Here is a 26262-nt window from a genome sequence, read left to right as displayed (position 1 = left end):
CAGCTCATGGCGACCAACCGGTGAACGGCCGGCGTCCGTGCCCCACGAGCACGTTGTCGATCAGGAGGACATCGCCCGCCTGCCAGTTCACGTTGACCGTGTACTCCAGCCCCAGGTCCCATACCTAGATGACGTGGGCAGCTGGGATCGGCGTACTGAACCGACTGCGGCAGGTCCTCGACGGCGCGATACCCGCCAGCATCATCGCCGTCTCGTCGCCCAGAGACGTCGGGTGCCACTGGTCGGACTGGTCGAGCCAGAGGCGGATCGGGTCACGCGGAGGCCTCCGTCGGAAGGCCATGTCCACTCCTCCGACGACCCGTCGAGGAAGGTCTCGACCGCTTTCTTGTCCGAGGTCTCGGAGGTCCCCTGCCAACTCTTCCCGAGGCCCATCGCCCCATGCAGGTTCTGGGTGTAGCGGACCCCCTTGGCGAAAGCCTCCCGTACATCCGGGTCGAGGGATTCGAGCCAGGTCACCCCGTCGACCAACGTCGGCCTCGACCGCCTTCGCGCTCGTTGTGCATGAAATGGTGTATTCGACCGGGTACTCGGTCAATGACCGAGCGCAGCGAGCTCGACCCGAGCGAAGCGAGGCCCTGCCAAGGAGCGCGAGGGGCGGAGCCCTTCGCACGGAGCGTAGCGACCCCGGAGCGAAGGCGACGGCCCGGACCGCGACAGCGGGCCAGGGGGAGAGTGAGGGGGCGAAGCCCCCTCACAGCGGGGGGTTCGGGGGGTCGTCCCCCCGGACAACCAGCTAGTCCGCAGCCGGCTCCACCCTGGTCGCCGGGTCGCCGTCGACCGCCTGGGCCAGCTGCGGCACCAGCCGGTCGAGCACGTAAGGCAGTGACAGCACCGTCACGAACGAGAACGCCACGCCGTAGTTCGTGCTCTCGCCGATGAAGACCTCGCGGCCCTCCTTCGCCACCTTCATGTCCTTGTAGACGGCGTCCTTGTGGAGCGTCTCGACGTCCTTCGTCGTGTCGGGGACCGTCCAGATGATGAGGTCCTGGTCGAGGAGGTCGGCGCGTTCCTTGGAGATGCTGGCGCCGAACGTGTCGCCGATCACCGAGTCGAGGTCGGAGGGCAGGGTGAAACCGAGGGACACCATGTTGCGCGAGCGCGTGTCCTGGCTGCCGTACACGAAGAAGCCCTCATACGGCGTCGCCACGACGGCCTTCTTGCCGGCGAATTCCGGGTGTTCGGAGGCCAGGGTCTTGAACTTGGTCTCGACCTCGGTGACCAGCGCGGTGGCGTCGGCCTCCTTGCCGAGGGCCTTGCCGATGGTGACGGTCTGCTCCTGCCAGGGGATGCCGTAGTCGTTGTACGCGGCGGGCTGGGCGACGACCGGGGCGAACTTCGACAGGGTCTCGTACTGTTCCTTGGTCAGGCCCGAGTAGAGCGCCAGGATCAGGTCGGGCTTCAGCGCCGCGATCTTCTCCACCTGGGGGCCGGTGCCGGGGTCTTCGAGCAGGGTGGGGACGGGGGCGCCGTTGAGCAGGGGGGTCGCCCACGGGCCGACGGCGCCGGGGAAGCCGCCGAACCAGTTGGTGGTGCCGACCGGGACGACGCCGAGGGCGATGGCGGCGTCCTGGTCGGTGAGGCCGACGGTGAAGACGCGCTGGGGGGCGGCGGGGATGGTCGTGGAGCCGAATTTGTGCTCGATGGTCACCGGGAAGGCGGCGGCGGGGGCCGTCGTGCCGGCCGGAGGGGCGGCCGGGGCGGACGTCGCGGGGGTTGCCGTCTCCGACGACGACCCGCAGGCGGCGATGGTGCCGAGCAGGAGGGAGGAGGCGAGCACCGCGGCGAACCGGATGCCTCTCGTAATGCCGAGCATCGAATTTCCTTATTCGAGATGGTTATCAGTGGGGAGGCGGACTCCGGTCCACGCTTCCCAGAGGGAGGCGTACCGGCCGCCGGAGGAGCGCAGCTCGTCGTGAGAGCCGCTCTCCACGATGCGGCCGCCGTCCATGACGACGACGCGGTCGGTCGCCGCCGCCTGGGTGAGGCGGTGGGCGACGATGAGGGCCGTGCGGCCCTCAATGGTGGTCTCGATGGCCTTCTCCAGGACCCTCGCTCCGGCGCTGCCCGCTTCGGCGGTCGCCTCGTCGAGGACGGCGACCTTCGGGTCGGCCAGGATGAGGCGGGCCAGGGCGAGCTGCTGGATCTGGGTCGCGGTGAGGCGGTGGCCGCCTTCGCCGACGATCGTGTTCAGGCCCTCGGGGAGGGTTTCGGCCCAGACCAGGGCGTCGACCCTGGTCAGGGCCTCTCGGATCTGGTCGTCGGTGGCGTCGGGGTGGGCGAGCCTGAGGTCGTCGGCCAGGGAGCCGGCGAAGACGTGGACGTCCTGGGTGACCATGCCGACCTCGCCGGGGACGGCGATGGTGCCGGTCAGCGGGCGGTGGATGCCGGCGATCAGGCGGGCCAGGGTGGTCTTGCCCGCGCCGCTGGCGCCGACGAGGGCGACCCGTTCGCCGCTCTTGATCGTCAGGTGGACGTCGGTCAGGACCGGGCGGCCCGCTTCGTAGGCGTGGTCGAGGTTCCGCACCTCGACACCGGCGGACTCCGGACGGTCGAGAGGGGCCTCCGCGGGCTGGTCGATGACGCCGACCAGCCGGGCCAGGGCGGCGCCGGCCGACTGGGCGTCGTCGATGAGGACCAATGCCGTGTTCACGGGGGCGAACAGGGAGTGGAAGTAGAGGGCGGCGGCGGTCGCGGTGCCGATCGAGGCCGTGCCGGAGCGGACCATGAAGAAACCGGCGACCAGCACGGCGGCCAGGCCCGCGTATTCGGCGACGTGGAGGCGGCTGTAGAAGCGGAGCACCAGGTTGACGCCGCGCAGGGTCAGGTCGACGGCCGTGGTGGAGCGCTGCGCGACCTTGGCCGTGTGGTCGGCCTCCAGGCGGAAGGCCCGCACGGTGGTGGCGCCGCCGATGGTGTCGAGGAGCTGCTGCTGCTGGGCGCCGCCCGCCACGCGCTGGTGGGCGTAGAGGGGGCCGGCGTTGCGGACGTACCAGCGCGCGGTGTGCCACTGGATCGGCACCGAGATGAGCGCGGCGAGCAGGAACCGCCAGTCGAGGATCGCCAGCGCGCCCAGGGTCAGCACGATGGCCAGGCCCGAGCGGGCCATCTCGGGCAGCGCGATCCTGACCGCCTCGGCGATCAGTGAGACGTCGCCGGTCACCCGGGAGGTCAGGTCGCCGGAACCGGCGCGTTCGACCTGCTCCAGCGGCAGCCGCAGCGCCCGGTCGACGAACCGCTCGCGCAGCCGGGCCAGCACGGTCTCACCCAGCCGGGAGACCAGCGCGAGCCCGGCGGTCATCGCGCCGCCCTGCGTGATCGCGACCACGACCAGCGCCAGCACTGGCCACGTGATCGCCGACGCGGGCTGCTTGGTGGCGACGAGGTCGACGATCCGGCCCAGTAACGGTTGCGTGAGCAGTCCGATGGACGTGGCCACGACCATCACGGCGAATCCGCCGACGGCCAGTCTCCGGTAGGGGCGCATCAGGTCGAACAGCACCGCGCGGGTGCGCGCCGCCGTGGCGACGGGGAGCAGTTCGCGGCTCATGCGAGGACCGCCGTCCGGTAGGTGGCGTTGCGGCGGACCAGGTCGGAGTGCGGGGCGGTGTCGGTGATCCGGCCGCCGTCGAGCAGGGCCACGCGGTCGGCGACCGCGAGCAGCGCGGGGGAGGTGGTCACGAGGATCGTGGTGCGGTCGCGCCGCACATCTCTCAACCGGGAGGCGATGCGGGCCTCGGTCACCGCGTCGACCGCAGTTGTCGGGTCGTGGACGATCAACACGGCGCGATCGGCCGCCAGGGCCCTGGCCAAAGCGACTCGCTGCCGTTGGCCGCCCGACAGCGACTGGCCGCGTTCGCTGATCCGGCCGTCGACGCCGCCGGGGAGTTCGCCCGCCACCTCGTCGGCGCCGGCGGCGGCCAGCACGTCGGGGTGGGCGTCGCCGACATTCTCGCGCAGGGTGCCCTCGAACAGGTCGGCGTCGTGGTCGGCCACGAGGAGGACGTCGCGCAGCGCGCCCGGGTCGAGGTCGGTCAGGGCCACGCCGTCGAGTTCGACCGTGCCGTCGTACGTCGTGGTCCGGCCCAGGCAGCGCAGCAGCGACAGCGCGTCGGCGGGGTCGACGGCGGCGACGCCGAGGACCTCCCCGGGGGACACCTCCAGGTCGACGCCCCTCAGGGTGTCGTGGGAGAGGTCGCGGACGCGGAGCGCACCACGTACAGAACCGGGCAGGTCAGAAGTGCCGGCGGTGACGGCGTGCGGGGCGGCGAGGACCTCCGCGATGCGGGCCGCCGAGGCCCTGCCCATCGCGAACTGGGCGTTGACCCAGGCGAAGACCTCGAGCGGGCCGATCAGGAAGAGGGCGAGGCCGACGGCCGCGACCAGTTCACCGGGGGTGATCTCACCCGAGGCGGCCAACCGGCCGCCGACCAGCGCGACGACGGCGATGAAGATGCCGGTGACCGCGATGACCAGCCCGGTCTGTAACGCCTCCGCGCGGGCCGCGCGCAGGGTCGCGGTGAGGGAGTCGCCGCTGGTGACGCGGTAGCGGGCGACGGCGGCGGTCTCGGCGCCGATGCCCTTCAGCACCCGCAGGCCCTTGACCAGGTCGGCCGCGACGCCGGACGCGTGGGCGGCCCGGTCCTGCTGGTCTTCGCTGGCCTTCTCGAGCGGCTTGCTCAGCAGGTGGCCGAGGAAGAGCAGCAGGGGGGTGCCGACGAGGACGACCAGGCCGAGCGGTATCGAGATGCGCAGCAGCACGGCGGCCGCGACGACGATGCCCATCAGCGCCGACACCGCCAGCATCACCGACATGTTGACCGCGCCGACCCGTTTGGCGTCTTCGGTGGCGGTGTTGGTGAGTTCGCCGGGAAGGTGCCCCTCTTCGGTGCCGCCCCGGGCGTCGAGGACGCGTTCGACCAGTTCCATGCGCAGGGAGTGGGCGGCCTTCTCGGCGGCGCGCTCACCGGCGCGGGCGCCGAACCGGTAGGAGAACGACAGCGCGACGTAGACCACGGCGAGGACGACGAGCCAGCGCGCCAGCGCGGGCAGGTCGCCGCGGGCCACCCCCTGGTCGATGACCACACCGATCAGCACCGGCACCATGACCTCACCGGCCTGGTGGGCCGCCCCCAGCACGGCGCCCGTGACGACATCACGGCGCTGCCCCGAGATCGCCCGTCGCAGGACAGCCCTCACCCGTCACCCTCCGCCTCGACCCAGTAAAACTTAGGTAAGGCTACACTAACCCCTGAGTGTGGGCCAGATCGGCACGGGCGGCGCCGTGGCAGCGACGCCACCCGTACCCTTCGCGCGGCGGCTCGGCGGCATGAGCCGCACCGGCGCGGGTCCCCGGATCCGTCAGGTTCCGCAGGCTTCGTTCAGGGCGTTGCCCTGGTTTCTGAGGGTCTGGTCGAGCTTCTTCACGTTCTCCGCGCGGAGCCGGTCGGATTCGGCCTTCTCGGCCCACTGCTCGGTGATGCTGGAGCCCGACACCGTCACCTGGGTCGGCCGGAAACCGGCCATCGTGGTCTCGACGTCCTTGAGCGCCTTCTTCACCCCTTCGTCGGAGGTGCTCGCGACGATGGGGGTGAGGCGCGTGCCGACCGTCTTGGTGATCTCGCCCACCACCTCTTCGGGGGCGACGGAGGTCATGCTCAGGGCGTACCGGATGAGCTTGTGGCCGTCCTGGCACGCCTTCGTGTCGGCCTCGCTCAGCCCGCCGCATCCGGCGAGCAGCAGGACGGAACCCGCGATCAGCAACCGCCGCATCGGTCCTCCTTCGTAGGGTTCTTTCAACATAAGAATCGTTGAACAATTCGACAAGAGGTTTGTCGGCATGTTCTGCTGGTCACTGTGCGTGAACGGACGACCGGCCCCCATCTCCTGAGAACCAGCACCGCCGAACTCGTGGCGGGCGTCCTGCGCGACCGCATCGCCCAGGGGGTGTACGAACCCGGCGAACGCCTCTCCGAAGAGGCCATCGGCGCCGAGCTCGAGATCTCCCGCAACACGTTGCGCGAGTCGTTCCGGCTGCTGGGCCACGAGAGACTGCTCGTCCACAAGCTCAACCGGGGCGTCTTCGTCCGGGTCCTGTCCGCCGCCGACGTGCGCGACCTCTATCTCGTCCGCCGTGTCATCGAGTGCGCGGCCGTGCGCAACGGCGCCGGGGGAGACGTCGAGGCCTGCCGCGAGGCGGTCGACGACGGCGAGCGCGCCGCCGCCGAGGGCCGCTGGCGCGATGTCGGCACCGCCAACCTGCGCTTCCACCAGGCGCTCGTCGCCCTCCAGGGCAGCTCGCGGCTCGACGAGCTCATGGGGCAGCTGCTCGCGGAACTGCGGCTGGTGTTCCACGTGATGGAGAACCCGCGCGCCTTCCACGAGCCGTTCGTCGCCCGCAACCGGGCGCTGGTCGGCCTGCTCGCCGAGGGCCGCCTGGCCGAGGCGGAGACCTACCTGTCGGGCTACCTCGACGACGCCGAGGCCTTACTGCAGGCGGCCTTCAGCTCAGGATCGCCATCCCGGCCGGGGGCAGGCCGACCCTGACCAGGGCCCTGCCGTCGTGGTGCACCACCGACGGCGGGGTGGTCTCGCCATAGAGGACCGACAGCACCGAGCCCTCCGGATGGAACGGCCGGTGCACGGTGACCAGCGCCGTCATCGGATTCAGGGTCGGGTTGAGCGCGACCAGCACCTCGCGGTCGTGCAGGATGCGCGACCACGCGGTCATCTCGCCCGTCGCCGGCAGCCGGAACGCGTCGCCGACGGAGATCTCCCGCAGGTACATCCGCCCGCGCCGCAGTGCCAGCCCCACGCCGTCGGCGCGGTTCCGCACCGCCGCCAGTTCTCTGATGCGCGTGTACGCGGGATGCTCCGGATCGAAGAAGTGACACCCCTCGGTGCCGAACGCCCCGAACCGCCCGCCGAACATCGACTCACGGATGTACCGGTCGTCGCCTCCGACCGGAGACGCGCCGTCGAACGCCTGCTCGGTGCCGTAGTAGACGCACGGGATGCCCAGCGTGGTGAGCTGCACGCCGACCGCGTGGGCGACCTGCGTGTCGGCGTGGGGCCCGGTGTTCCCGGCGGAGAAGCGCCGCCGCTCACGGCCGACCATGTCGTGGTCGTCGAACATCGTCACGTGGTAGCGGCCGGTCTCGCGGTGGCCGCCGAGGATGTCGTGGCCCTCGTATTGCGCGAAGAACGCCCGGGGATCGGCGAACCCCTTCACCAGCCCCGCGATCAGCGCGGCGGGCTGCCCGATGTCGAGCACGGCGTCGACGTTGCGGCCGAAGACGTCGAGGTAGTCGCGGGCCATCGCGGCGCCGCCGGTCACCTCGCCGAGCAGCAGGAAGTTCTCCTTGCCTATCGACTCGGCGTATTCGCGGATCGCGCCGCAGAAGTTGCGCGACACCTCCCACGGCACGTGCTTCACCGTGTCGATCCGGAACCCGTCGCAGTCGGTGAACTCGATCCAGCGCTTGTAGACGTCGACGACCGCCGACAGCACGTCGCCCCGGGTGAGCGTGAGGTCTTTCAGCGTCTGGAAGTCGCCCCGGCGGAACTCGACGTCGGGGCTCCGCGGGTCTTCCCACGGCTCGGGGTCCCAGCGGCCGATGCTGCCCGCCCGGGTGTACCACTCGGGGTTCTGGAACGGCTCGGGCCAGACGCCGTCGCCCCGGCTCGCGATGTGCCGGATGCTGGCGCCCTGCGCCGAGCGCCAGCCGTGCATCGGGTAGGGCGGGCTGTGGCGGTAGGGGAGCTGGGAGACCGGGACGCCGCCGTCGTCGTAGAACCAGTTGTCGCCGGTGTGGTTGTAGATGACGTCGAGCAGGACGTACATGCCCAGGTCGTGGGCGCTGGCGACGAGGGTGCGCAGGTCGTCGGCGCTGCCGAACCGGGGGTCGACGTCGGTGAAGTCCTGGATGCCGTAGCCGTGGTAGGTCTCCAGGTCGGGGCGCTGTTTCCAGACCGGGCCGAGCCAGAGCGTGGTGACGCCGAGGTCGCGCAGGTAGCCCAGCTTGCTCGTGATGCCGGCGATCGTGCCGCCCTGGAAGCGTGACCCGGAGTCGGCCCAGGCGATCGGGTCGCGGGCCCGGTGGGTGTCGGTGTGGTCATACTTCGGGCGGGTTTCCTCCCGGCCGTCGCTGAACCGGTCGGGGAGCAGGAAGTACAGGAACTGGTCACGCCACGTCACCGGGCTCGGATGCATGGGTTCCTCCCCTTGGTGTCGGCGTCCATGTTTGTCATGGTCCGGACCATCGGAAGGTAAACCGTCCGTGCGCGAAGTGTGACCAAGGAGTGTCGAAACGTCACCCGAGGACGACCATCAGCCTTCCGGGGTGCTCCTGCACCGGCTCCAGCCGCAGGCGGGGGAAGCGGCGGGCCAGGGTGGCGAAGGCGATCCGGGCCTCCGCTCTGGCCAGGGCCGCGCCGAGGCAGTGGCGGTGGCCGAGCCCGAAGGCCAGGTGCGGGTTGACCGGACGGCCGGGGTCGAAACCGCCGGGGTCGGTGAAGTGGGCGGGGTCCTGGTTGGCGGCCGGCAGCGCGCAGTGCACGCCGTCGCCCTTCGGGATCAGGACACCCCCGATCTCGACGTCCTCGGCGGCGTACCGGGAGGCGAGGGCGGCGGGGGAGACCACCCTCAGCAGTTCCTCGCAGATGCCGTCGACCTGGTCAGGGTCGTGGACGAGTTGCTCCCACCTCGCCCGCTCGCCGAGCAGGCACTCGACCCCGCCCACGAGCAGCCGGGTCACCGGGCGGTTGCCGGCGACGAGCAGCAGCCGCACCGACGACAGCACATCCGGCAGTGACGACGTGAGGGCCATCGCGCTGATCAGGTCGTCGGCGGGTTCCTCGCGCCGCTCGGCGATGAGCGTCTTGAGGTACTCCGCCAGGGCGATCCCCGCGGCCTCGGTCACGTCGGTCGACTCGCCCGCCTCGGCGACCCAGCCGAGCACGTAGTCGCTCACGTACCGGCGGCCGTCTTCCGGGACGCCCAGGAGTTCGCACAGCGCCACCACCGGGAACGGGCGGGCGAAGGCCCCGACGAAGTCGATCGGCTCACCGAGGGGCAGGGCGTCGAGGAGCCGGTCGGCCTCCTTCTGGATCCGGCCGGTCAGCGCGGCGACCCGCCGGGGCGTGAGGGGGCGGGAGATCATCCGCCGCAGGCGGGTGTGCTGGTCGTGGGGGAGGAAGAACAGGTCCTCCTCGTCGAGGAGCTCCTCGCCGGTGTCGGGCTTGGCGTACGGATGGTCGCCGCGCAGCCGGGGCTCGACCATCGCCTCGGCGGCGGCGTCGTGGCCGATCACCAGCCAGCCGGGCTCCCGGCCGCCCAGGTTCACGCGCAGGACGTCGCCCTCCGCGCGCAGCCGCGCCAGCGTCTCGGGGTCGCGGATCATCGGGATGGTGATCACCGGCAGGGTCATGACAGGACCTTCCTCGGTCAGCGGGCCGTGGCGGCCAGGAACTGGGTGGCGGCGAACTCGGCGTAGAGCGGGTCGGTCCTGACGAGGTCGTCGTGGGTGCCGACCGCCCGGACCTCGCCGCCGTCCACGACGACGATGCGGTCGGCCAGGATGACCGTCGACAGCCGGTGCGCCACGACGAGCACGGTCGTGCTGCGGGCGGCGTCGGCGATCGTGTCGCGCAGGGCCGCCTCGTTGAGGGCGTCGAGCTGCGAGGTCGCCTCGTCGAGGAGCAGCAGGCGGGGGCGGCGCAGCAGCGCGCGGGCGATGGCCACGCGCTGGCGCTCGCCGCCGGAGAGTTTGGTGCCGCGCGGGCCGACCAGGGATTCGAGGCCGTCGGGCAGCCGGGCCACCAGGTCGTCGAGGCGGGTCGTGCGCAGGGTGCGGTCGATCTCCTCCTGGCTCGCGCCGGGCACGCCGAGCACGAGGTTCTCCCTGAGGGTGCCCGACAGGACGGGGGCGTCCTGTTCGACGTAGCCGATCGTGGCGCGCAGCTCGGCGAGGTCCCAGTCGGGCAGGTCGCGGCCGTCGAGCAGGATGCGGCCCGAGGTCGGCTCGTAGAAGCGCTCGATGAGGGAGAACAGGGTGGTCTTGCCCGCGCCCGAAGGGCCGACGAAGGCGGTCATGCCCCGCGACGGGACGGTGAAGCTGACTCCCTGATGGACGGGGGGCAGGTCGTCGGCGTACCGGAAGTGCACTTCACGGAACTCCAGTCCGGCCGGGCCCGAGCCAGGTGCGGGGAGCGGGACCTCCCGGCCGACCGGCTCGGTCGGCAGCCGTTCGGCCTCCATGATGCGGGCGAGCGCGCCGAGGCCCTCCTGATACTGGCCGATCGCCCGGACGAACTGCTGGAGCGGCATGAGCAGGTAGTAGACGTACATGAGGAAGGCGATCAGCGTGCCGACGCCGATCGCGCCGGAGGCCACCCGGGCGCCGCCCATCGCCAGGACCGTGACGAAGGCGACGTGCATCGACAGTTCGGCGGTGTATCCGGCCGCGGTCTGCCACTTGGCCGCGCGGACGCTGGCCCGCCACGACTCCTCGGCCGCCGCCAGCACACTCGCCTCCTCGCGGTGTTCGGCGCCGCTCGCCTTCACGGTCCGCAGCGCGCCGAGCGCCCGCTCCAGCGCGGCGCCCATGCGGCCCACCGACTCCTGGATCTCCAGCCCGGCCCGGTTGATCGTCGGCATCAGCAGCCGGACGACCACCGCCGCCAGCCCCATCACGCCGAGCGTGACCGAGAGCAGCAGCGGGTCGAGCAGCGCCATCAACACCACCGTCGCGACCAGGGTCAGCCCGCCGGTGAACACGCCGATCAGCGAGTCGGTGGTGACCTGCCGGAGGAGCGTGGTGTCGGAGCCGACCCGCGACATCAGGTCGCCGGGCTCGGTCCGGTCGAGCACGGGGATGCGCAACCGCAGCAGCCGCGTGACCAGACGCCGACGCGCGGCCAGCACGATCGACTCACCGGCCCGCCGCAGCACGTATTCGCCCGGCGGCCCGATCAGCGCGCTGACCAGGATGAGCCCGCTCATCAGCAGCAGCGCCCCGGTCACCGGCCGGCCGGCGTCGAGATCGCCGAGCAGCCGCTGCACCGCGAGGGGCAGCGCCAGCCCCACCCCTCCCGCGACCACACTCGCCAGCCCGCCGAACGCGAGCCACCGCCAGTGCGGGCGCACATGCCGCGCCAGCTCCCGCCAGGAGGGCGTGTCCATGAGTGTCCTCTCCGCTCGCCGCACGGGACCGGGGGCCGTCGCGTCGGCCCCCGGTCACCGTCGTGGGGTTACTTGCAGGTGCCCTTGTACGACGTCACGTGGCTGTAGCACGCGGCCGCCTTCACCTGACGGTCGACGAGGCCCTGCAGCTGGAGAACCTGAGCCATGTGTCTCATTTCCTTTCGTTCGCCCCGCCCCCGGAGGTCCGGAGGTCGAGGACGGGGATGATCGACGCGCTCCGGTCGAACGCGACGCTGAGGGCGACCAGAATTCCGGCGGCACCCGTCCCGAGGTCCATGGACAGCCGCATCAACTGGTTGCCGGGGAAGGCCAGATGGCCCTGGTAGGAGAGGGCGTGCCAGCCGAGCCGCCGGATGTGGTCGCGGACCACCGGCCGGTCGCCGGGCACGCCCATGAGGTGGAGCGCGGCGATGGTGCCCGCCCGGCCCATGAACAGGAACGGGTGCCGGACGAACGCCGCACGGCAGGCCCGCCGGGCGCCGTCGACGACCGCGCGGAAGGCGGGCTCCTCGCGCCGCGTGAGGTACTGCGACAGGACGAGAGCGAGGCCGCTGCTGCCGGTGCCGAGGTAGGTCAGGTAGCGGTTGTCCTCCAGGAGCTGGAAGGTCCCGTCGGGCAGCTGTTGTCCCCGGTCGATCTCCTGGCGTAGTGCCAGCCGGGCCAGGTCGAGGTGGCGGGGGTCGGCGGTGGTGTCGTACAGGCGCAGGAAGAAATGGGCGACGCCGGTCAGGCCGTACTGGAGACCGACTCTTCCCACGGACGGGCCCGCGTGGAGAGCGGCGGCGAGCCGGTCGCCGAGCTTCAGCGCCTCCTCACCCAGCGACGTGTCACCGGTTCTGCTGGCGAACCACAGCAGGTTCGCGCCCGCTCCGGCCAGCCCGTCGTGGAGGCCCATGGGGGAAAGAGCGTCGTGGCGCGCTCGGCCGAGGAGGTCGAGGGCGTCGTCGCGGCGGCCGAGTGACTCCAGCACCGCCGCCACGCCGTGCAGGCCGTCGAGGAGACCGGGACGGGGATCGTCGGCCCGGCGGACCGACGCGAGGAGCCAGTCGATGTACTCGTCGGGAACCGTCGCGCCGACCTCGTGGAGCGCCCAGAGCACCCCGGCGGCGCCGTTGGCCACCGGGAAACCACCGGCGGAGTACTGGAGCGGGTCGCCGGGGAAGAGCCGGTCCTCGCGGTCGGGCGTGGCGCTCGCGTGGATGCCGGCGACGAGGGAGTCGCGGATGGTGGGCCAGTCGGGCTCGCCCTCGAACAGCCGGGCCGGTACGTCGTCGCCCAAGGGACCGTGCGCCGCGTCGAACCGGCGGACCAGCCGCCGCCCGAACGCGGGCGGCACCGGGAAGGTCCGGGTGACGACCTCGGTGAGGCTGCCGAGCTTGACCGGGGCCAGCTCCTGGAGCGGGGTGATCGGCAGGAACATCCACTGGCGCAGGCAGTCCATGACGTAGTCGTCGGCCGCCCGCCCCCTCACGCCCTCGGGGGCGCAGAAACCCGGCGCGGCCAGGCCCGGTTCGTCCGGATCCGCCAGGTCGGAGGCGATCTCGAAGTCGACCAGCGCGACCCGGCCGTCCGGCCGGACGATGACGTTGGCCGGGTGGAGGTCGTTGAAGCACACCCCCTTCGCGTGGACGGCCATCAGCGCGTGGTCCACCTTGGCGAGCGTCTCGGTCGCCCAGGTCGTGTACGCCGCCAGCGCCTCTGGAGGGGGATCGGGATTCACCAGCGGATAGCGGGAGAACACCTCTTCGAGCAGGGTCGTGCCCTCGATGTACTCCTCGACGAGGAAGTGGTGCTCCCAGATCACCCGGTAGTCGAGCACCCGGGGGACGCAGTCGAGGCCGTCCAGCCGCTCCAGGATCGCCGCCTCCCTGGCCAGCCGGGTGACGGCGTCGGCGCCGTGCGCGTCGATCCCGGCGTGCGGGCGCGCCTCCGACAGCACGACGTAGCCGTCGGTCTCCCTGCCCCGCGCCAGGTAGACACCGCCGCCGTTGGAGAAGTGCAAAGGGCGTTCGATCTGGTACGGGAACTCCTCGGCGTCCTCCGGGTGGAGCCGCGCCAGGGACTCCCGCAGCACGTCGGGCGGGGTGACCCACTCGGGGACGGAGAACACGGGCGACCGGTCGTCGGGGACCAGGTCGCCGCCGGGGGTGCGCATGGCGTAGACGACCGTGCCGTCGGGCATTGTGTGGGTGATCGCCCGGAACGCTCCATAGCGGACGTAGAGTGGCCCGTCCTCGTAGCGGAGATCGCCCAGGATGTACGGCCCCGCGACGTCCTTGAGCAGCGCGGCCAGCGGGGGGAGCACGTCGGCCAGCTCGGTGTCGTCGTGCGGGTAGAGCGTGATGAGCTTGCCGCTGGTGCCGCGTTCGGCGTACTTGCTGTTGAGCAGGCGCATGACCGCGCCGCTGCGCAGGAACTTGACCGCGAGGTTCCGGCCGAGGCAGAAGGCGGCCACCCGCTCGCAGACGTCTTTCGCGTCCGCTTCGGTCGACGAGACGTGGACCTTCCAGCCCTGGTCGGGCAGGTCGTCGTCGCCGGGTGGGTGGAAGACCGTCCAGAGGCCCTGTTCACCGCGCCGCCAGCCGCCGGGGAGCGGCATCGAGGTCGTCGGGAAACGGGTGTCGTGGTCGTCGAGGCGCCAGAGCGGTTCGAAGAACACCGGGTCGGCCTGGCAGAACGTCATCAGTTCGGGAAGCGCGTCGTCCATCACGGCTCCAGTACGACGGGCAGGTGCAGCAGGTAGCGCACCCGGCTCTGCCGGTAGTCGAGGGTCCCGGGGGCGACGTCCATCCGGGGGAAGCGGCGGGCGAGCGTGCCGAGGGCGAGTTGCGTCTGCGCCCTGGCCAGGGCGGCACCGAGGCAGTAGTGGTGGCCGTGGCCGAAGGAGCGGTGCGCCGATCCGGGGCGGCCGATGTCGAGCAGGCCGGGGTCGGGGAAGATCCCCGGCTCCCGATTGGCCGCGACGAGCGAGGCGCTGATCAGGTCGCCTTCCGGGATCGTGACGTCACCGACCTCGATCGCGGCCGTGACCGTCCGGGCGAGACCCACCGGGAACGGCGTGACGAACCGCAGCAGTTCCTCGGTGGCCGGCTCGACCAGCGCCGGGTCGTCGACCAGTCGCCGCCACTGGTCGCGGTGGGTCAGCAGGGCGGCGACGCCGTTGGCCAGAAGGGTGGCCGGGGCGCGGTGCCCGCCCACCATGAGGAACCGCACGGCGGAGACGAGGTCGCTGGTGTCTCCTCCGTCGGCGGCGACCCAGCTGATCAGGTCGTCCGCCGGTCGCTGCTTCTTGGATCCGATCAGGTCGCGGAAGTAGTCGTCGATGTCGTCGTGGGCGATGGGCGGTTCGGCGCGCATGCGCTCCACGAGCCATTCGTGGACATAGCCACGGTCGGCTTCCGGGACGCCGAACAGGTCGCACAGCACGATGATCGGCAGCGGGATGGCGAACCCCGCGACGAGATCGGCCGGCTCGCGTGGGTCGATGTCGTCGAGCAGGGCGTCGATCTCGTGCTGGATGCGCGGGCGCAGCGGGTCGATCCGCCTGGGGGTGAGATACGGCCCGACCAGGCGGCGCAGCCGGGCGTGCTCACCGCCGTCGATCGTGATGAGGTCCTTCTCACCGCGATGCGTGAGCGCCGGGTCGTCGGACTGGAGCCGGAAACCCGCCGTGATCGCGACCCTTCCGGCCAGCCGGGCGTCGGCGAGCGCGGTGGAGGTGGCCTCGTGGCCGGTCAGGATCCACGACGTGGCGACGCCGGGGATGTTGACCCGGTGGACGGGGCCCATCTCCCGTAATCGGCTCATCACATCGGGGTCGTTGAGCAGGACGGGGGTGAGCGCGGGAAGCCTCACCGGGCAGTCGGCGGGTTCCGCTGTGTCCAGGTCGTCGAGGAACCGGAGGACCTTCCCCAGGTCGGTGGTGACCAGCGCCGGGCAGGACAGGTCCCCGGCTTCTGAGTCTGCGTTCACCGACACGACGGCGGTGACCCGCTCAGGGTGGAGATCGGCGACCTCCATCGCCGCGTGTCCCGCCGTGCCGTCTCCGATCAGGACGGCCTGGTCGGGGCGGTCGGGCGCGGCCAGGAAATCCCTGATCGCGTCGACGGACGTTTTCATGTCGGTGATCGGCACTTCCGTCGTGGATACCCGCCAGCCGCGGTCTTCGAGTTCGGCGGCCAGGCTTTCCGCGCCCAGGTTGAGGAGAATCGCCCAGGCGAATTTCCGGTCCGGATGGTTTTCGAGCGCGCTTTGGGCAGCCATTGACGATCAACCCCTTGAGTCCCCCGTGGACGCGCGGGGACCTTCCCCATCAGGGCACCCGCCCTGGGGAGGATCCCCGGCCTTTCCTCTGCAATGCTGAATCAGGCGGCGTCCCTCGGTATCGGGACAAACAGCCCTTTTCTTTGGGACGTCAGGGCTTGAGCTGGGCTTTTGTCGAGGGGTGACCGTGATGGGAATGTTCAACGTCCTCCGGAACGCCGTCCGGATCACCTGCGAGCACTGCGGGAGCGCGGGTTTCCGGGTGATGCAATTCACCTATGGCGCCCTGGAGTTGCGCTTCTACGAAATCGACGACAGGCTCAGATGGGACGACGATCCGGAAGGTGAACCGGGCCTCGCGGAAGTCAGAGTGGAAGCCATTCTTGAAAGCTGCCCGGACTGTGGCGGGGATTCCAGCGAAGAGATGTATGAAATCCTCGTTCGGGACGACGTCATAACTTCCGTGAAGCCGACCGAATTAGGCGCGCTGTATCCGGGCTACGTCGTCGTCCGCCGCTAGGCTCTGATGATCTTTGCGGAGTGACGCCACCCTTGCTTCTATGGTCCATAGAAGTTCTCGTCGTCATCTTCTACATTGGGTAGAAATTGACGGCGGGAGGACTGCGGTGGCGGCGAGAGAAGTCCGGGCCAGGGCGCGGCGAGCGAAGATCGACTCGATGCGCGCCCGTAACCGGCGGCGGGAGGCGCGCCGGCGCAACGTGAAGGCCACGCTCGCGGTCATCGCGGCCTTCGCCGTCGTCGCGGTGGCGTTCGTGCTGATCAACCGGGCGACGAACGATCCCGGCACCACGCTCACGGCGGGGGAGACCCAGTACGTCCGGGCCGACAGTCACCGGCTCCAGACGGCCGCCGACGGCAAGGTGACCCTGGTCGAGTTCCTCGACTTCGAGTGCGAGGCCTGCGCCGCGTACTTCCCGCTGGTGGAGAGCCTGCGCGAGCAGTACGACGGCAAGGTCACCTTCGTCGCCCGCTACTTCCCGCTCCCCGGCCACTTCAACGCCGAGCGCGCGGCGCGGGCGGTCGAGGCGTCGGCACAGCAGGGCAGGTTCGACGACATGTACAGGAAGATGTACGAGACCCAGAAGACCTGGGGCGAGAAGCAGGTCCCGGCCGACGCCCTGTTCCGCGGGTTCGCCGAGGAGATGGGCCTCGACATGGCGCAATGGGACACGTCCTACGACGACCCCGCCACCCTGACGCGCGTCAGGAAGGACATGGCCGACGGCGAAGCGCTGGGAGTGAGCAGCACCCCGACCTTCTTCCTCAACGAGAGGAAGATCCACCCGCAGTCCGAGGAAGAGTTCAAAGCGGCCATCGACGCAGCCCTCGCAGGCTGACCCTGCTTCTGGTCACCCTGGGGCCGACCGGCGGGGTCAGGCGATGGGCAGGATCTGGCGGAGTTCTCCGGGGGTCTTCGCCCTCGGGCGCCACTCTCTCGGGTAGCCCAGGGAGACCTCCTCGAAGCGCACCCCGTCGTGCCAGGTCGTGCGGGGAATGTGGAGGTGGCCGTAGACCATCGCGACCGCGCCGAACCTGATGTGCCAGTCGGCGGTGCGGTCGGTGCCGCACCAGATGGCGAACTCGGGGTGGCGGAGCACGAACGTGGGGTCGCGGACCAGCGGATAGTGGTTGACCAGTACCGTCGGGAGGCCGCCGGGGCGGTCGGCCAGGCGGCGCTCGGTCTCCTCGACCCGGGCCGCGCACCACTCGTCGATGCCGTCGTAGGGGTCGGGGTGCAGGACCATCTCGTCGGTGCAGACCACGCCCTTGTCGTAGGCCAGCTTCAGGGCCGCCTCTTTGGTCGTGATGCCGGGCATTCTGTACGAGTAGTCGTACAGGACCATGAGAGGGGCCACCGTCACGGGGCCGTCGGGGCCCTCCCAGGTCGGGTAGGGGTCTTCGGGGGTGACGACGCCCAGGTCACGGGCCACCTTCACGAGGTGTTCGTAGCGTTCCACGCCCCGGAGCTGAACGGTCTCGCTCGGGTGGGTCCACAGGTCGTGGTTGCCGGGCGCCCAGACGACCTTGGCGAAGCGGCGCGCGAGCGTGCCGAGCACCCATTCGAAGTCGGCGACCTTCTCGGACACGTCTCCGGGCAGCAGCAGCCAGTCGGTTTCCGACCGGGGCCGGATGCGCTCGACGATGCCCCGGTTCTCGGGGTAACCGACGTGCACATCGCTGATCGCCAGAAGAAATGTCATAACGGGCAGTCTCTCCAACCTGGACGCCCAAATCCACCTGCGAGCCGCTCGCCGTCACGTGGCGACGTCACGGCGTACCAGATCGCTGATCGCCGCGGCGGTCGTGAAGTCGGCACTCAGCACGTTCTTCGTGAGGGCGAAGGCCAGACCGGTGCGGGTGTCGGCATAGGCCGTGCCGCCCCCGGCGCCGGGGACGCCGAACGTGGTCGGGTGAGGGTCGTCGAAAGCGCCCGGGTGGCCGATGCCGTAGCCGAGGCTCCAGCGCATCGGGTTGCCGAAGACCGCGTCGGTGCCCTCGCACGAGATCGCCGAGATCTCCTCCAGCCGTTCGGGCGAGACCAGCCGCACGCCGTCGACCTCGGTCATCAGCGCCGAATAGAGCCGGGCCATCGCGCGGGCGGTCATCTTGCCCCCGGCCGGGATGTCGGCGGCGAGGATGTCGGGACGGTTGCCCAGCGCGGCGGTCGGCATCAGCGACATCGGGCCGGCCTTGAACATCGGCAGGTCGGGCAGTTCGGCGGGCATCTCCATCGGCATGTCGGAGGGGGCGTCTTCCAGGACGGCCAGCCGGGGCTGCTGGTCGGCGGGCATGCCGAAGTAGAGCTCGTCGGCGACGCCGAGCGGGGTCGCGACCTCCTCCAGCAGCACCTGGGAGATCTTCTTCCCGGTCACCCGCCGGACGATCTCACCCACGATGTAGCCGAAGCTGTAGGCGTGGTAGCCGATCTGGGTGCCCGGCTCCCACCAGGGCTCGGCCGCCGCGATGGCCGCGCACATGGCGTCCCAGTCGCAGAGATCCTCCTCGGTCGTGCTGAGAGGGATGCCCGGCACGCCCACCGAGTGGTTGAGCGCCATGCGGACCGTCGCCTTCTCCTTGCCGTGGGCGGCGAACTCGGGCCAGACGTCGGCGATCGGCGTGTCGTAGCCGACGAGACCCCGCTCGGCCAGCACGTGGAGCACGGTGGAGGTCGCGCCCTTGCCGACCGAGTAGTTGTAGAACGGCGTCGCGGACGTCACCGCGCGGCCGGTCGCCGGATCGGCCACCCCGGCCACGGCGTCGACCACGGGTTTCCCGCCGATGTAGACCGACACCTGGACACCTCGCTCGGTGCCCTTCTCGACGAGTTCGTCGATCGCGGCCTGCACCTTCCCCTGAAGATCGCTCATGTGTTCGAGTCTATCGCAGAACCCGATACGTCATCCGCCGATCACGTTGTGTGCTCCTGGTGGTTGGCGAATGATGGCCACTATGGGCAGGCGTGTGCTGATACGGGGTGGGATCGCGGTAGCGGTGGCCGCCGCGGTCGGGCTGGGTGTCTATTTCTCCCAGGTGGAGTTGGCCGAGGCCGACCAACTGGCCAGCGTGATCGGGGTGTTCGTCGCACTGGCCGGGCTGGGGGTGGCGCTTTACGGGCTGCTCTCCCGCCGAAGCGGCGATGCGAGTGATGTCGCGGCTGCGGAGCCCGGCGATCGGCAGGCCGAACGAAACGTCACGGCGTCGGGTGAGCGGTCGGTCGCCATCGGAGGGGACAACAGCGGGATCGTCTCCACCGGTGACGGGGCCCGCAACGTGCAGATGAACGCGAAGGCGTCGGGGTCGGCCCGGGTGTATCAAGCCGGGGGCGACCAGACCATCAACGAGCGTTGAACGCTCCACCAACGCCGACCGCGCACTTCCGGTGAGCTGCTAACGATCATGCCGGCGATCGGGATCCGTGCTCGCAGGCGCCGTCGTAGCGCCTGAGAACTTCTGCCCGGTGGCGCAAAATCGCTTCTGCCCCGAATGTCGGTCTCCGCCGTTAGAGTCCCGCCCATGTCTGACGCGCACATCGCGTACTCCTATTCGCGAGCCTCCGAACTCGACCTCGACGCCGGCTTACTGGGCCTGTCCACCTCCGGTGGGCTCACCTCGTCCGGACTGGTCGCCCGGCCTCATTTCTTCAGCGGGCTGCTGACCCGTGCGGCGCCCGCCGCGGCCGCGCTGATCGGCCTCGCCGACGTGGCCAAGACGCGCTACTACGACGTGCGCGCGGTGACGTTCATGCGCGATCCCGTGGTGACCTGCAACGGCGACCGGCTGCGGTTCGAGTCGTTCTCCGCCTGCGGCGGCGTCTACGCGCGGCTCGACGTGCTCCAGGAGGCGCTCGACGGTGACGTGGTCGAGCTCGGCACCACCAACGTCGACGTCAATGTGCCGCTGCGCAAGGCGCTGGCCCGGGTCGGCGGCAACGATCCGCTCCACCTGGCGGTGGGCGACGACGAGGTGGTCGCGACCACGCTCGACGGCGCCGTGGTCGAGAAGAAGGTGCCGCTGCCCGAGCGCTGGCTGCGCGGGTTCGCCGAGGTCCAGGTGATCGCCTCCGGGTTCGACCTGCGGGCGTCGCTGGGGCGGGCCGAGGCGGTGAAGTTCGTGCGCGACCTGCCCAAGAAGGGGGTGCTGTGGGCGGTGCCCGCGGGGCGGACGCTGCGGCTGGCGGCGCGTCCGGCGCCCGGCGCGGTCTGCCTGGCCGGGCCCGAGCGGCTGGCCGTGCTCGCTCCGCTGCTGCGGTTCGCGACCGCGCTGCGCGCCTACGGTCCCGTGGTCGAGGGCGGGCTGCCGATGGCGTCGGCGTGGGAGCTGGAGCTGCCCGGCATGCGCTTCACGCTCACCCTGTCGCCCGAACTGCGTCGAGGATTCTCCGGCGAGGGGGCCGTCCTCGACGATCTGACCGGTGACACCGTGGCGGACGACGCCGATCTCGTGGGCGCGCTGCTGCGCTTCGAGCCCCGGCTCGACGCCGACCTGCTGGCCGAGCAGTCGGGCCTGACCCGGGCGCGCGTCGGCGCCGCCCTCACCCGCCTCGGGACCGGCGGCCGGGTCGGCTACGACGTCGCCGAGGCCGCCCACTTCCACCGCGAACTGCCCTACGACGCCGGACGCGTGCTGGCCATGAACCCCCGACTCAGGTCGGCCCTCGACCTGGTCGAACGGGGGGCCGTCCACTTCTCCGCGCCCGGGGTCGCCCAGGTCAACGGGAAGACGGTCCGGCTCGACGGGAAACCCACCTGCACCTGTCCCTGGTGGATCGACTACCGGGGGTCGCGGGGGCCGTGCAAACACGTGCTGGCCGCGCAGAAGGTCGCGTCCCAGGTGGAGGTGTCCGCGTGAACGCCGTCGTCGAGCTGATCTCGAAGCGCCGTCACGGCGACATCCCCGCCGCCGTGGCCGCCCTCGACCCGGCGGAGCGCAAGGAGCTGCTGGCCGCGCTGACCGAGCGGGCCAGGAAGTTCTCCGAGTGGCGCTGGGCCAGTGACCACGGCCACGAGATCACCGGGCTGCGGCTCGCGGGCGCGCTCTGCCAGGGCGGTGCCGCGCAGGTCGCCACCTGGCTCAACCGGCGTGAGCTGCGCCAGCCCGACGACGCCTGGGCCGACGCGCGGATCATCACCGCGGCTCTGCGGGAACGTCCACTCGAATGGCGCGCCGACCTGACCGAGCGGCTGGTGGCCGCGCTCAAGCCGCCGCGCGACGCCAACTGGTCGTGGCGCCGCCGCGACAACGGCCCGCCCGGCTACGCGCTGGCCCGGACCATGGTCCTGGAGACCGGCGTCGAGCCCGAGGGCGACGCCTTCGTCGCCTGCTGGGCCTGGCACGTCTACCTCAAGCCCGACCTGAAGAACGACCCCGTGGCCGCGATGATGGTGCCGCGCCTGTTCGAGGTCGAAGCGGCGTCGGCGCCGTTCCGGCAGAACTTCGACACCACCCGCTTCGACCTGTTCGTCGACCGCCTGGCCGCCGAGGTCGCGAAGGGCCGCTTCGACCGGGCCATGGTCCTCGACGGCACGGTCGGCCGGTTCCTCATCGGCGGCGACGCCGTCAACACCGGGCTGTTCGTCGAACTCCGCCGCAAGCTCGACCCGGCGCTCGACGAGATGCCCGCCCGCGACCTCGTCCGCTGCCTGCCCGCCGGGGCCGCCAACGTCGCCGACCGCGTCCTCGAGGAGCTGCGCGCGCTCGACCTGGCCGGGGGGCTCGACGCCGGGCTGTTCGGCGAGGCCGTCGGCGCGCTGGCGCTGCGCGCGGAGAAGCGCCACGTCACCGCCGCGCTCAAGTGGATCTCCGAGACGTTCAAGGCCACCAGGGCCGACCCCGTCAGGGCCGAGGGCGCGCTGCTCGCCCTGGTCGACGTGTTCTCCTCCGAGAGCCCCGCGACCCGCCTCCGCGCGGTCCGCCTCGCGGTCAAGCTCGGCGCCCCCGACCCCACCACCCGGGCGGCCGTCGCCGAAGGAGCCGCCCTGCTGCCCGCCGACGAACGCGCCCCGCTGGCGGCGGTGTTCGGCGAGGTCGAGGCGGCCGACGACGAGGTGTTCACCGGTGTTCCCCTGGTGGGCGCGCCGCCCGTCCAGCCGCCGATCCGCGACGTGCCCGAGTTCGTGGTCGAGCTGAAGGACGTCCAGCGCACCGACGACATGGACGCCTTCGAGCGCATCATGGCCGCCCTCGTGGAGTTCAGCCACCGCGACCGTGACGCCATGGCCGCCGACCTCAAGGCCGACTTCGAGCCCACCGCGTGGGACTTCTTCCGCACCATCAGCTACGTCCCCGATGACAACGGCTGGCTGCTGTTCTGGGCCGCCGCGCTGGTCGGCGAGCACGCCGACCGGAAGTTCACCGGCCACGCCCGCACGCTCCTGGGCCCCGAGCGCTCCCTCCTCGAACGCTTCAAGGAGATGCTGCTGCCGCCCCGCAACCCCCACAAGAGCCGGCAGCCCCCGCATGCCCGCCTCTTCAGCCAGCGCGTCATGGAGATCCTCTGCATGACGGCCGAGGGCGACACCCGCCCCGGACTGCTCGCCACCCCCACGTCGCCCGGCCACCTCGTCGACCCCGACACCCTGCTGACCCGGCTGGAGGCGCTCGGCGACCGCGAGCCGCTGCCTGCCGACCTGACCCAGGCGCTGCTCCGGCTGCCCCGCGAGGTCGACGCCTCGGTCGCCGACCGCGCCGAGAAGATCGGCGGCACCGGCGGCCGCGCGCTCGCCGGGTGGATCCGCGGCGGCGGCCTCCCCGACCCGGTCATCGAGTGGACCGTCCGCGTCCACCGGGACCACGGCTACACCGAGCGCAACGCAGCCGTCACGATGGACCCCGGCGTCCGCCTCCCGGAGGAGATCGACGCCCTGGTCCGCCTCGCGCCCGCCGACGACTACGAACGCTGGATCCACCCCCGCGACCTCTGGCCCGGCGCCCTCCCCAACCACCCGGAGGCGACGGCCGCCTACCTGCTCCGCTGGATCTGCGACTGGGCCGACCAGACCGAACCGGCCGGTGAGGCCGTCATCCCGCTCGCGGTCAGCCCCGGCCCCGTCGGCCCGGTGGTCGCCGCGGCGGTGGTCGCCGCGATGGGCCACCAGCGGGCCGTCCAGCGCGCAGCCGCTGGCGAGGCCTTCCTGGCGCTGGCGGGCCGCCCCGACTACCCGGGCCAGGGCGTCGGCGACGCAATCCGCCGCCTGGTCACGGGCGAGGTCACCAAACTCAACCGCATCACCGAGGTTCTCGCCCAGTCGGCCGACGCGGGCGCCCACGCCCAGATCTGGGAGGCCGTGTCGGTCGCCCTGCCGGGCCTGCTGCCGGAGGAGGGCGCCAAACCCCGCTCGGGCCTGGGCGACCTGCTGGGCGTGGCGGTCGCCTCGGCCCGCGTCTGCGGCGCGAAGGGCAAGCTCGCGGGCCTGGCCGAACTCGCGGCGCGCAAGGGTTCCAGCCGGGTGAACATGGAGGCCAGAACCCTGCTCAAACTCATCACGGAGTAGGCGCATGGTGCCGGGCCGCTTCAGGGCCCGGCACCGTCTTCGGTATGAACCGCCATATTTCTTTACGGCTCCCGCCTCCTCTCCGGCCATCCGCGAAGCGGTCGAAGTCGGGCAGAACTCCTGAGGTTTCCGACCCGCAACGCTTCCGGCATCGCTCACAGGGGAGGCGCCGATCGCGCCGTGGTCTTCACGCGCTCGCCAAGGCCGCCTGCCGTGTGGGGTTCCCGGCTCCCTCGGTTCAGCGTTTCGGGGGATGGGGGTTCCGTTGCTCGGGGGACGCCTGCGGGCGTTCCCCGTCCCTAGCCTTCCGGCACGTCAAGCTCGGATTCGTTGGAAGGTAGCCCCTCATGCTCCGTGATCCCGTCCGGTTCTTCCGGACCGCCGCCGGGACCAGCCTCCTGGTCGTCCCCGTCCTCTACGTCGCCGGGATGGTCGTCGATCCCGCCATCCGGGCCGGTGGCGGCATCGGCTACTACGGCGCGAACCCAGGTCAGGTCTCGATCAGCGCCTCGTTGCTGCACTGGTCGTGGGTGGTGCTCGTACCGGGAATTCTCGGCATGATGCACCTGGCCAAAGAGCGGACCCCCGTCGCGGCCCACGTCACCGGCGCGATCGCGGTGCTCGGGGTGATCAACTTCTCGGCGCTGATGCTCGGCGACTTCGTCTACTCGCGGCTGGAGCGGGCGATGGAGCCCGAGGCCGGGTCGGCGCTGGCCGATCTGGCCCTCGGCGACCCGGGTGCCGAGTTCGGGTTCCGCATCCCCGGCTTCCTCGGGATGCTGTTCGTGACGGTGCTGGCGCTGGTGATGGCGTACGGGAAGAAGGCCCCCTGGTGGGCGGGCCCGGCCCTGCTGGTCGGCATGCTCGGGGCGCCGATCTTCCCCATCGGAACCGCCGTCGGCGGGCTCGCCTACCTCGCGGGCGCGGGCGTCATCGGGCTCCGGATGCTCCGGATGAGCGACGCCGAATGGGCCGGTCAGGCCGGGAACCTCGCCACCACCCGGTAGCCCGCGCCGGTGCCGCCGGTCGTCAGGCTGCCGCCGTGCATGGTCACGCGTTCGCGCATCCCGATCAGGCCGTGGCCGGAGCCGGGACCGGCGGCGGCCGCGGTCCCGTCGTCGGTGATCGAGACGGTGAAGGCGGCGGGGTCGTAGGTCAGGGTCACCTCGGCGCGGGTGGCACCTGCCGCGTGCCTGCGGACGTTCGTCAGCGCCTCCTGGACGATCCGGTAGACCGACAGGTCGACCCCGGGAGGCAGGTCGCGCGGGTCGCCGACCCGGGTGAGGCCCACGTCGAGGCCCGCCGTGCGGACCTGCTCGACCAGGTCGTCGAGGTGGCCCACCGGGGTCGTCTCGCCGGGTTCGCGGAGCATGCCGAGCATCAGCCGCAGCTCCTCGATCGCCTCGCGCCCGGCCTTCTCCACGCCGTGCAGCAGCTCGACCTCACGGGGACGCTCCGCGCCGAGCAGCCGCCGCACCCCGCCCGTGTGGAGCGTCATCAGGCTCACGTTGTGGGCCACGATGTCGTGCAGCTCCCGGGCGATCCGGGCGCGTTCCTCGGCCACCGCGCGTTCGCGGTCGAGTTCCAGGCGGGCGGCGTGCTCGGCCATGCGGCGGGTGCGGTCGATCTGGCGGCGCAGCGCCACACCGGTCAGGTAGGCGCCGCCGATGAAGACGGCCGAGATGAGCACCTCGGCGGGGTCGCTCCACTGGCGCGTGTTCAGGTGGACCCACGTCACCAGCACCACCGCCACGCCGAGCAGGCCCTCGCGGGTGCGCAGCTCGTACGCCCACCCGATCGTGTGCGCCAGGATCAGCGTCGAGTAGAAGTGCCAGGCCGGGTAGTAGGCGCCCTGGACCACCACGATCCCCAGCGCGGTCAGCGCCAGCAGCCCGGTCACGGGGAACCGCGACCGGAAGAACATGATCACCCCGGCCGCCGCCACCCCCAGGGCCAGCGGCGCCGGATGCGCGATCTCCTGCGGACGGCCGAACGTCTCCACCATCCCCGCCACGACCACCGCCGCCGCCAGCAGCCATCTCATCGGAGGTCCCCCGGCCGGACCAGCCCGGTCTCGTAGGCGAACACGACGGCCTGCACCCGGTCGCGCAGGCCCAGTTTGCGCAGCACCTGGGCGACGTGGCTGCGTACCGTCGCCTCCCCGACGAACAGCGACGCGGCGATCTCGCGGTTCGAGTGTCCCCGGGCCAGACCGGCGAGGACCTCCCGCTCGCGGGTGGTCAGCGTGCCGAGCTCGGGCGGGGGAGCCTGCCGCGTGGTGGAGGCGAAGGCGGCGATCACCCGGAGCGTGACGGAGGGGTCGATGAGGCTGTCCCCGTCGGCGGCGGTCCTGATCGCCTCGACGAGCTGCTCGGGCGGCGACGACTTCAGCAGGTAGCCGCTCACACCCAGGCGCAGCGCCTCGTGCAGGTTCTCGTCGGTGTCGAACGTCGTCAGGATGACGATGCGCGGCGCGTCGTCGTCGGCCAGCAGGAGCCGGGCGGCCTCCAGGCCCGACATGACGGGCATCGCGATGTCGAGGAGGAGGACGTCGGGCCGCAGGGAGCGGCTCAGTTCGACCGCCGTGCGGCCGTCGGCGGCCTCGCCGACCACGTCGACCCCGGGTTCGGTCTCGGTCATCAGGCGCAGGCCCGTACGGATCATCGCCTGGTCGTCGGCGATGAGCACCCTGATCGTCACCTGGGGAGCGTACAGAACCGAACAAAGGTGACGGCTCCGCCGCGAGGCGGAGGCCGCTTCATCGTG

At 71.3% G+C, this 26262-nt stretch carries 22 protein-coding genes; 7 read left to right on the top strand and 15 right to left on the bottom strand.

Translation table 11 applies throughout. The annotated features are described in order from the left end of the window. Positions 1–4: 4 nt before the first annotated feature. The 6 genes from ACYQ78_RS37135 to ACYQ78_RS37110 form a co-directional block, all read right to left on the bottom strand. Positions 5–109: a TauD/TfdA family dioxygenase gene (locus tag ACYQ78_RS37135; protein ID WP_459805750.1), complete on the bottom strand. Its 105-nt coding sequence runs from the start codon at positions 107–109 to the stop codon at positions 5–7. 15 nt (positions 110–124) lie between these two features. Beyond that, positions 125–301: a hypothetical protein gene (locus ACYQ78_RS37130; protein ID WP_459805675.1), complete on the bottom strand. Its 177-nt coding sequence runs from the start codon at positions 299–301 to the stop codon at positions 125–127. A 453-nt stretch (positions 302–754) separates the two neighbouring features. Then, the gene (locus ACYQ78_RS37125) at positions 755–1834 is read right to left on the bottom strand and encodes an iron-siderophore ABC transporter substrate-binding protein (RefSeq protein ID WP_459805674.1); all 1080 of its coding nucleotides are present in this window, start codon (positions 1832–1834) and stop codon (positions 755–757) included. 9 nt (positions 1835–1843) lie between these two features. Then, entirely contained in the window at positions 1844–3568 is a 1725-nt protein-coding gene (locus ACYQ78_RS37120) for an ABC transporter ATP-binding protein (RefSeq protein WP_459805673.1), read from the bottom strand. After that, positions 3565–5217: an ABC transporter ATP-binding protein gene (locus tag ACYQ78_RS37115; RefSeq protein WP_459805672.1), complete on the bottom strand. Its 1653-nt coding sequence runs from the start codon at positions 5215–5217 to the stop codon at positions 3565–3567. The genes ACYQ78_RS37120 and ACYQ78_RS37115 overlap by 4 nt, the downstream gene beginning before the upstream one ends. Positions 5218–5379: 162 nt before the next feature. Then, entirely contained in the window at positions 5380–5790 is a 411-nt protein-coding gene (locus tag ACYQ78_RS37110) for a hypothetical protein (RefSeq protein ID WP_459805671.1), read from the bottom strand. An 84-nt stretch (positions 5791–5874) separates the two neighbouring features. On the opposite strand from ACYQ78_RS37110, the gene ACYQ78_RS37105 reads away from it, so the two are divergent. Next, a complete protein-coding gene (locus tag ACYQ78_RS37105; protein WP_459805670.1) occupies positions 5875–6564 on the top strand; it encodes a GntR family transcriptional regulator in 690 nt (229 codons plus the stop codon). On the opposite strand, the gene ACYQ78_RS37100 is transcribed toward ACYQ78_RS37105, so the two are convergent. The 5 genes from ACYQ78_RS37100 to ACYQ78_RS37080 all read right to left on the bottom strand — a co-directional run bounded on the left by ACYQ78_RS37100 (position 6521) and on the right by ACYQ78_RS37080 (position 15484). After that, entirely contained in the window at positions 6521–8230 is a 1710-nt protein-coding gene (locus ACYQ78_RS37100; RefSeq protein ID WP_459805669.1) for an alpha-amylase family glycosyl hydrolase, read from the bottom strand. The two genes, ACYQ78_RS37105 and ACYQ78_RS37100, sit on opposite strands and share 44 nt — an antisense overlap. A 100-nt stretch (positions 8231–8330) precedes the next feature. Then, entirely contained in the window at positions 8331–9446 is a 1116-nt protein-coding gene (locus ACYQ78_RS37095) for a cytochrome P450 (protein ID WP_459805668.1), read from the bottom strand. Between the two features lie 17 nt (positions 9447–9463). Then, entirely contained in the window at positions 9464–11200 is a 1737-nt protein-coding gene (locus ACYQ78_RS37090) for an ABC transporter ATP-binding protein (RefSeq protein WP_459805667.1), read from the bottom strand. A gap of 172 nt (positions 11201–11372) precedes the next feature. Next, positions 11373–13928 carry a class III lanthionine synthetase LanKC gene (gene lanKC / locus ACYQ78_RS37085; protein WP_459805666.1) on the bottom strand — a complete coding sequence of 852 codons (2556 nt, stop codon included), beginning with the start codon at positions 13926–13928 and terminating at the stop codon, positions 11373–11375. Further along, positions 13928–15484, bottom strand: a complete 1557-nt coding sequence (locus ACYQ78_RS37080; RefSeq protein WP_459805665.1) for a cytochrome P450 — start codon at positions 15482–15484, stop codon at positions 13928–13930. Before ACYQ78_RS37080 ends, lanKC begins: the two co-directional genes overlap by 1 nt. Before the next feature lie 196 nt (positions 15485–15680). Between ACYQ78_RS37080 and ACYQ78_RS37075 the strand changes: the two genes are divergently transcribed. Together ACYQ78_RS37075 and ACYQ78_RS37070 are read left to right on the top strand one after the other, a co-directional pair. Continuing rightward, positions 15681–16004 carry a hypothetical protein gene (locus tag ACYQ78_RS37075; RefSeq protein WP_459805664.1) on the top strand — a complete coding sequence of 108 codons (324 nt, stop codon included), beginning with the start codon at positions 15681–15683 and terminating at the stop codon, positions 16002–16004. A gap of 106 nt (positions 16005–16110) precedes the next feature. Next, positions 16111–16842, top strand: a complete 732-nt coding sequence (locus tag ACYQ78_RS37070; protein WP_459805663.1) for a DsbA family protein — start codon at positions 16111–16113, stop codon at positions 16840–16842. Between the two features lie 36 nt (positions 16843–16878). Here ACYQ78_RS37070 and ACYQ78_RS37065 read toward each other — a convergent pair whose 3' ends face one another. Together ACYQ78_RS37065 and ACYQ78_RS37060 are read right to left on the bottom strand one after the other, a co-directional pair. Then, the gene (locus tag ACYQ78_RS37065) at positions 16879–17706 is read right to left on the bottom strand and encodes a metallophosphoesterase family protein (protein WP_459805662.1); all 828 of its coding nucleotides are present in this window, start codon (positions 17704–17706) and stop codon (positions 16879–16881) included. 54 nt (positions 17707–17760) lie between these two features. Then, the gene (locus ACYQ78_RS37060) at positions 17761–18873 is read right to left on the bottom strand and encodes a serine hydrolase domain-containing protein (protein WP_459805661.1); all 1113 of its coding nucleotides are present in this window, start codon (positions 18871–18873) and stop codon (positions 17761–17763) included. A gap of 82 nt (positions 18874–18955) precedes the next feature. On the opposite strand from ACYQ78_RS37060, the gene ACYQ78_RS37055 reads away from it, so the two are divergent. The 4 genes from ACYQ78_RS37055 to ACYQ78_RS37040 all read left to right on the top strand — a co-directional run bounded on the left by ACYQ78_RS37055 (position 18956) and on the right by ACYQ78_RS37040 (position 24503). Continuing rightward, on the top strand, positions 18956–19354 hold the full coding sequence (locus ACYQ78_RS37055) for a hypothetical protein (protein WP_459805660.1): 399 nt from the start codon (positions 18956–18958) through the stop codon (positions 19352–19354). A gap of 165 nt (positions 19355–19519) precedes the next feature. Beyond that, on the top strand, positions 19520–20854 hold the full coding sequence (locus ACYQ78_RS37050; protein WP_459805659.1) for an SWIM zinc finger family protein: 1335 nt from the start codon (positions 19520–19522) through the stop codon (positions 20852–20854). After that, complete coding sequence (locus tag ACYQ78_RS37045; protein ID WP_459805658.1) at positions 20851–23496, top strand: hypothetical protein; 2646 nt, start codon at positions 20851–20853, stop codon at positions 23494–23496. Before ACYQ78_RS37050 ends, ACYQ78_RS37045 begins: the two co-directional genes overlap by 4 nt. 347 nt (positions 23497–23843) lie before the next feature. Further along, complete coding sequence (locus tag ACYQ78_RS37040; RefSeq protein WP_459805657.1) at positions 23844–24503, top strand: hypothetical protein; 660 nt, start codon at positions 23844–23846, stop codon at positions 24501–24503. Here the strand turns inward: ACYQ78_RS37040 and ACYQ78_RS37035 are convergent. Continuing rightward, positions 24473–25540 (bottom strand): sensor histidine kinase, encoded by a 1068-nt coding sequence (locus ACYQ78_RS37035; RefSeq protein WP_459805656.1) that lies wholly within the window; start codon positions 25538–25540, stop codon positions 24473–24475. The two genes, ACYQ78_RS37040 and ACYQ78_RS37035, sit on opposite strands and share 31 nt — an antisense overlap. After that, positions 25537–26196: a response regulator gene (locus tag ACYQ78_RS37030; protein ID WP_459805655.1), complete on the bottom strand. Its 660-nt coding sequence runs from the start codon at positions 26194–26196 to the stop codon at positions 25537–25539. Before ACYQ78_RS37030 ends, ACYQ78_RS37035 begins: the two co-directional genes overlap by 4 nt. Between the last annotated feature and the right edge of the window lie 66 nt (positions 26197–26262).

Source organism: Herbidospora sp. RD11066, from assembly GCF_054661255.1.
The sequence above is the reverse complement of the archived record's forward strand: the minus strand, read 5'-3'. Positions and strand labels throughout refer to the sequence as shown.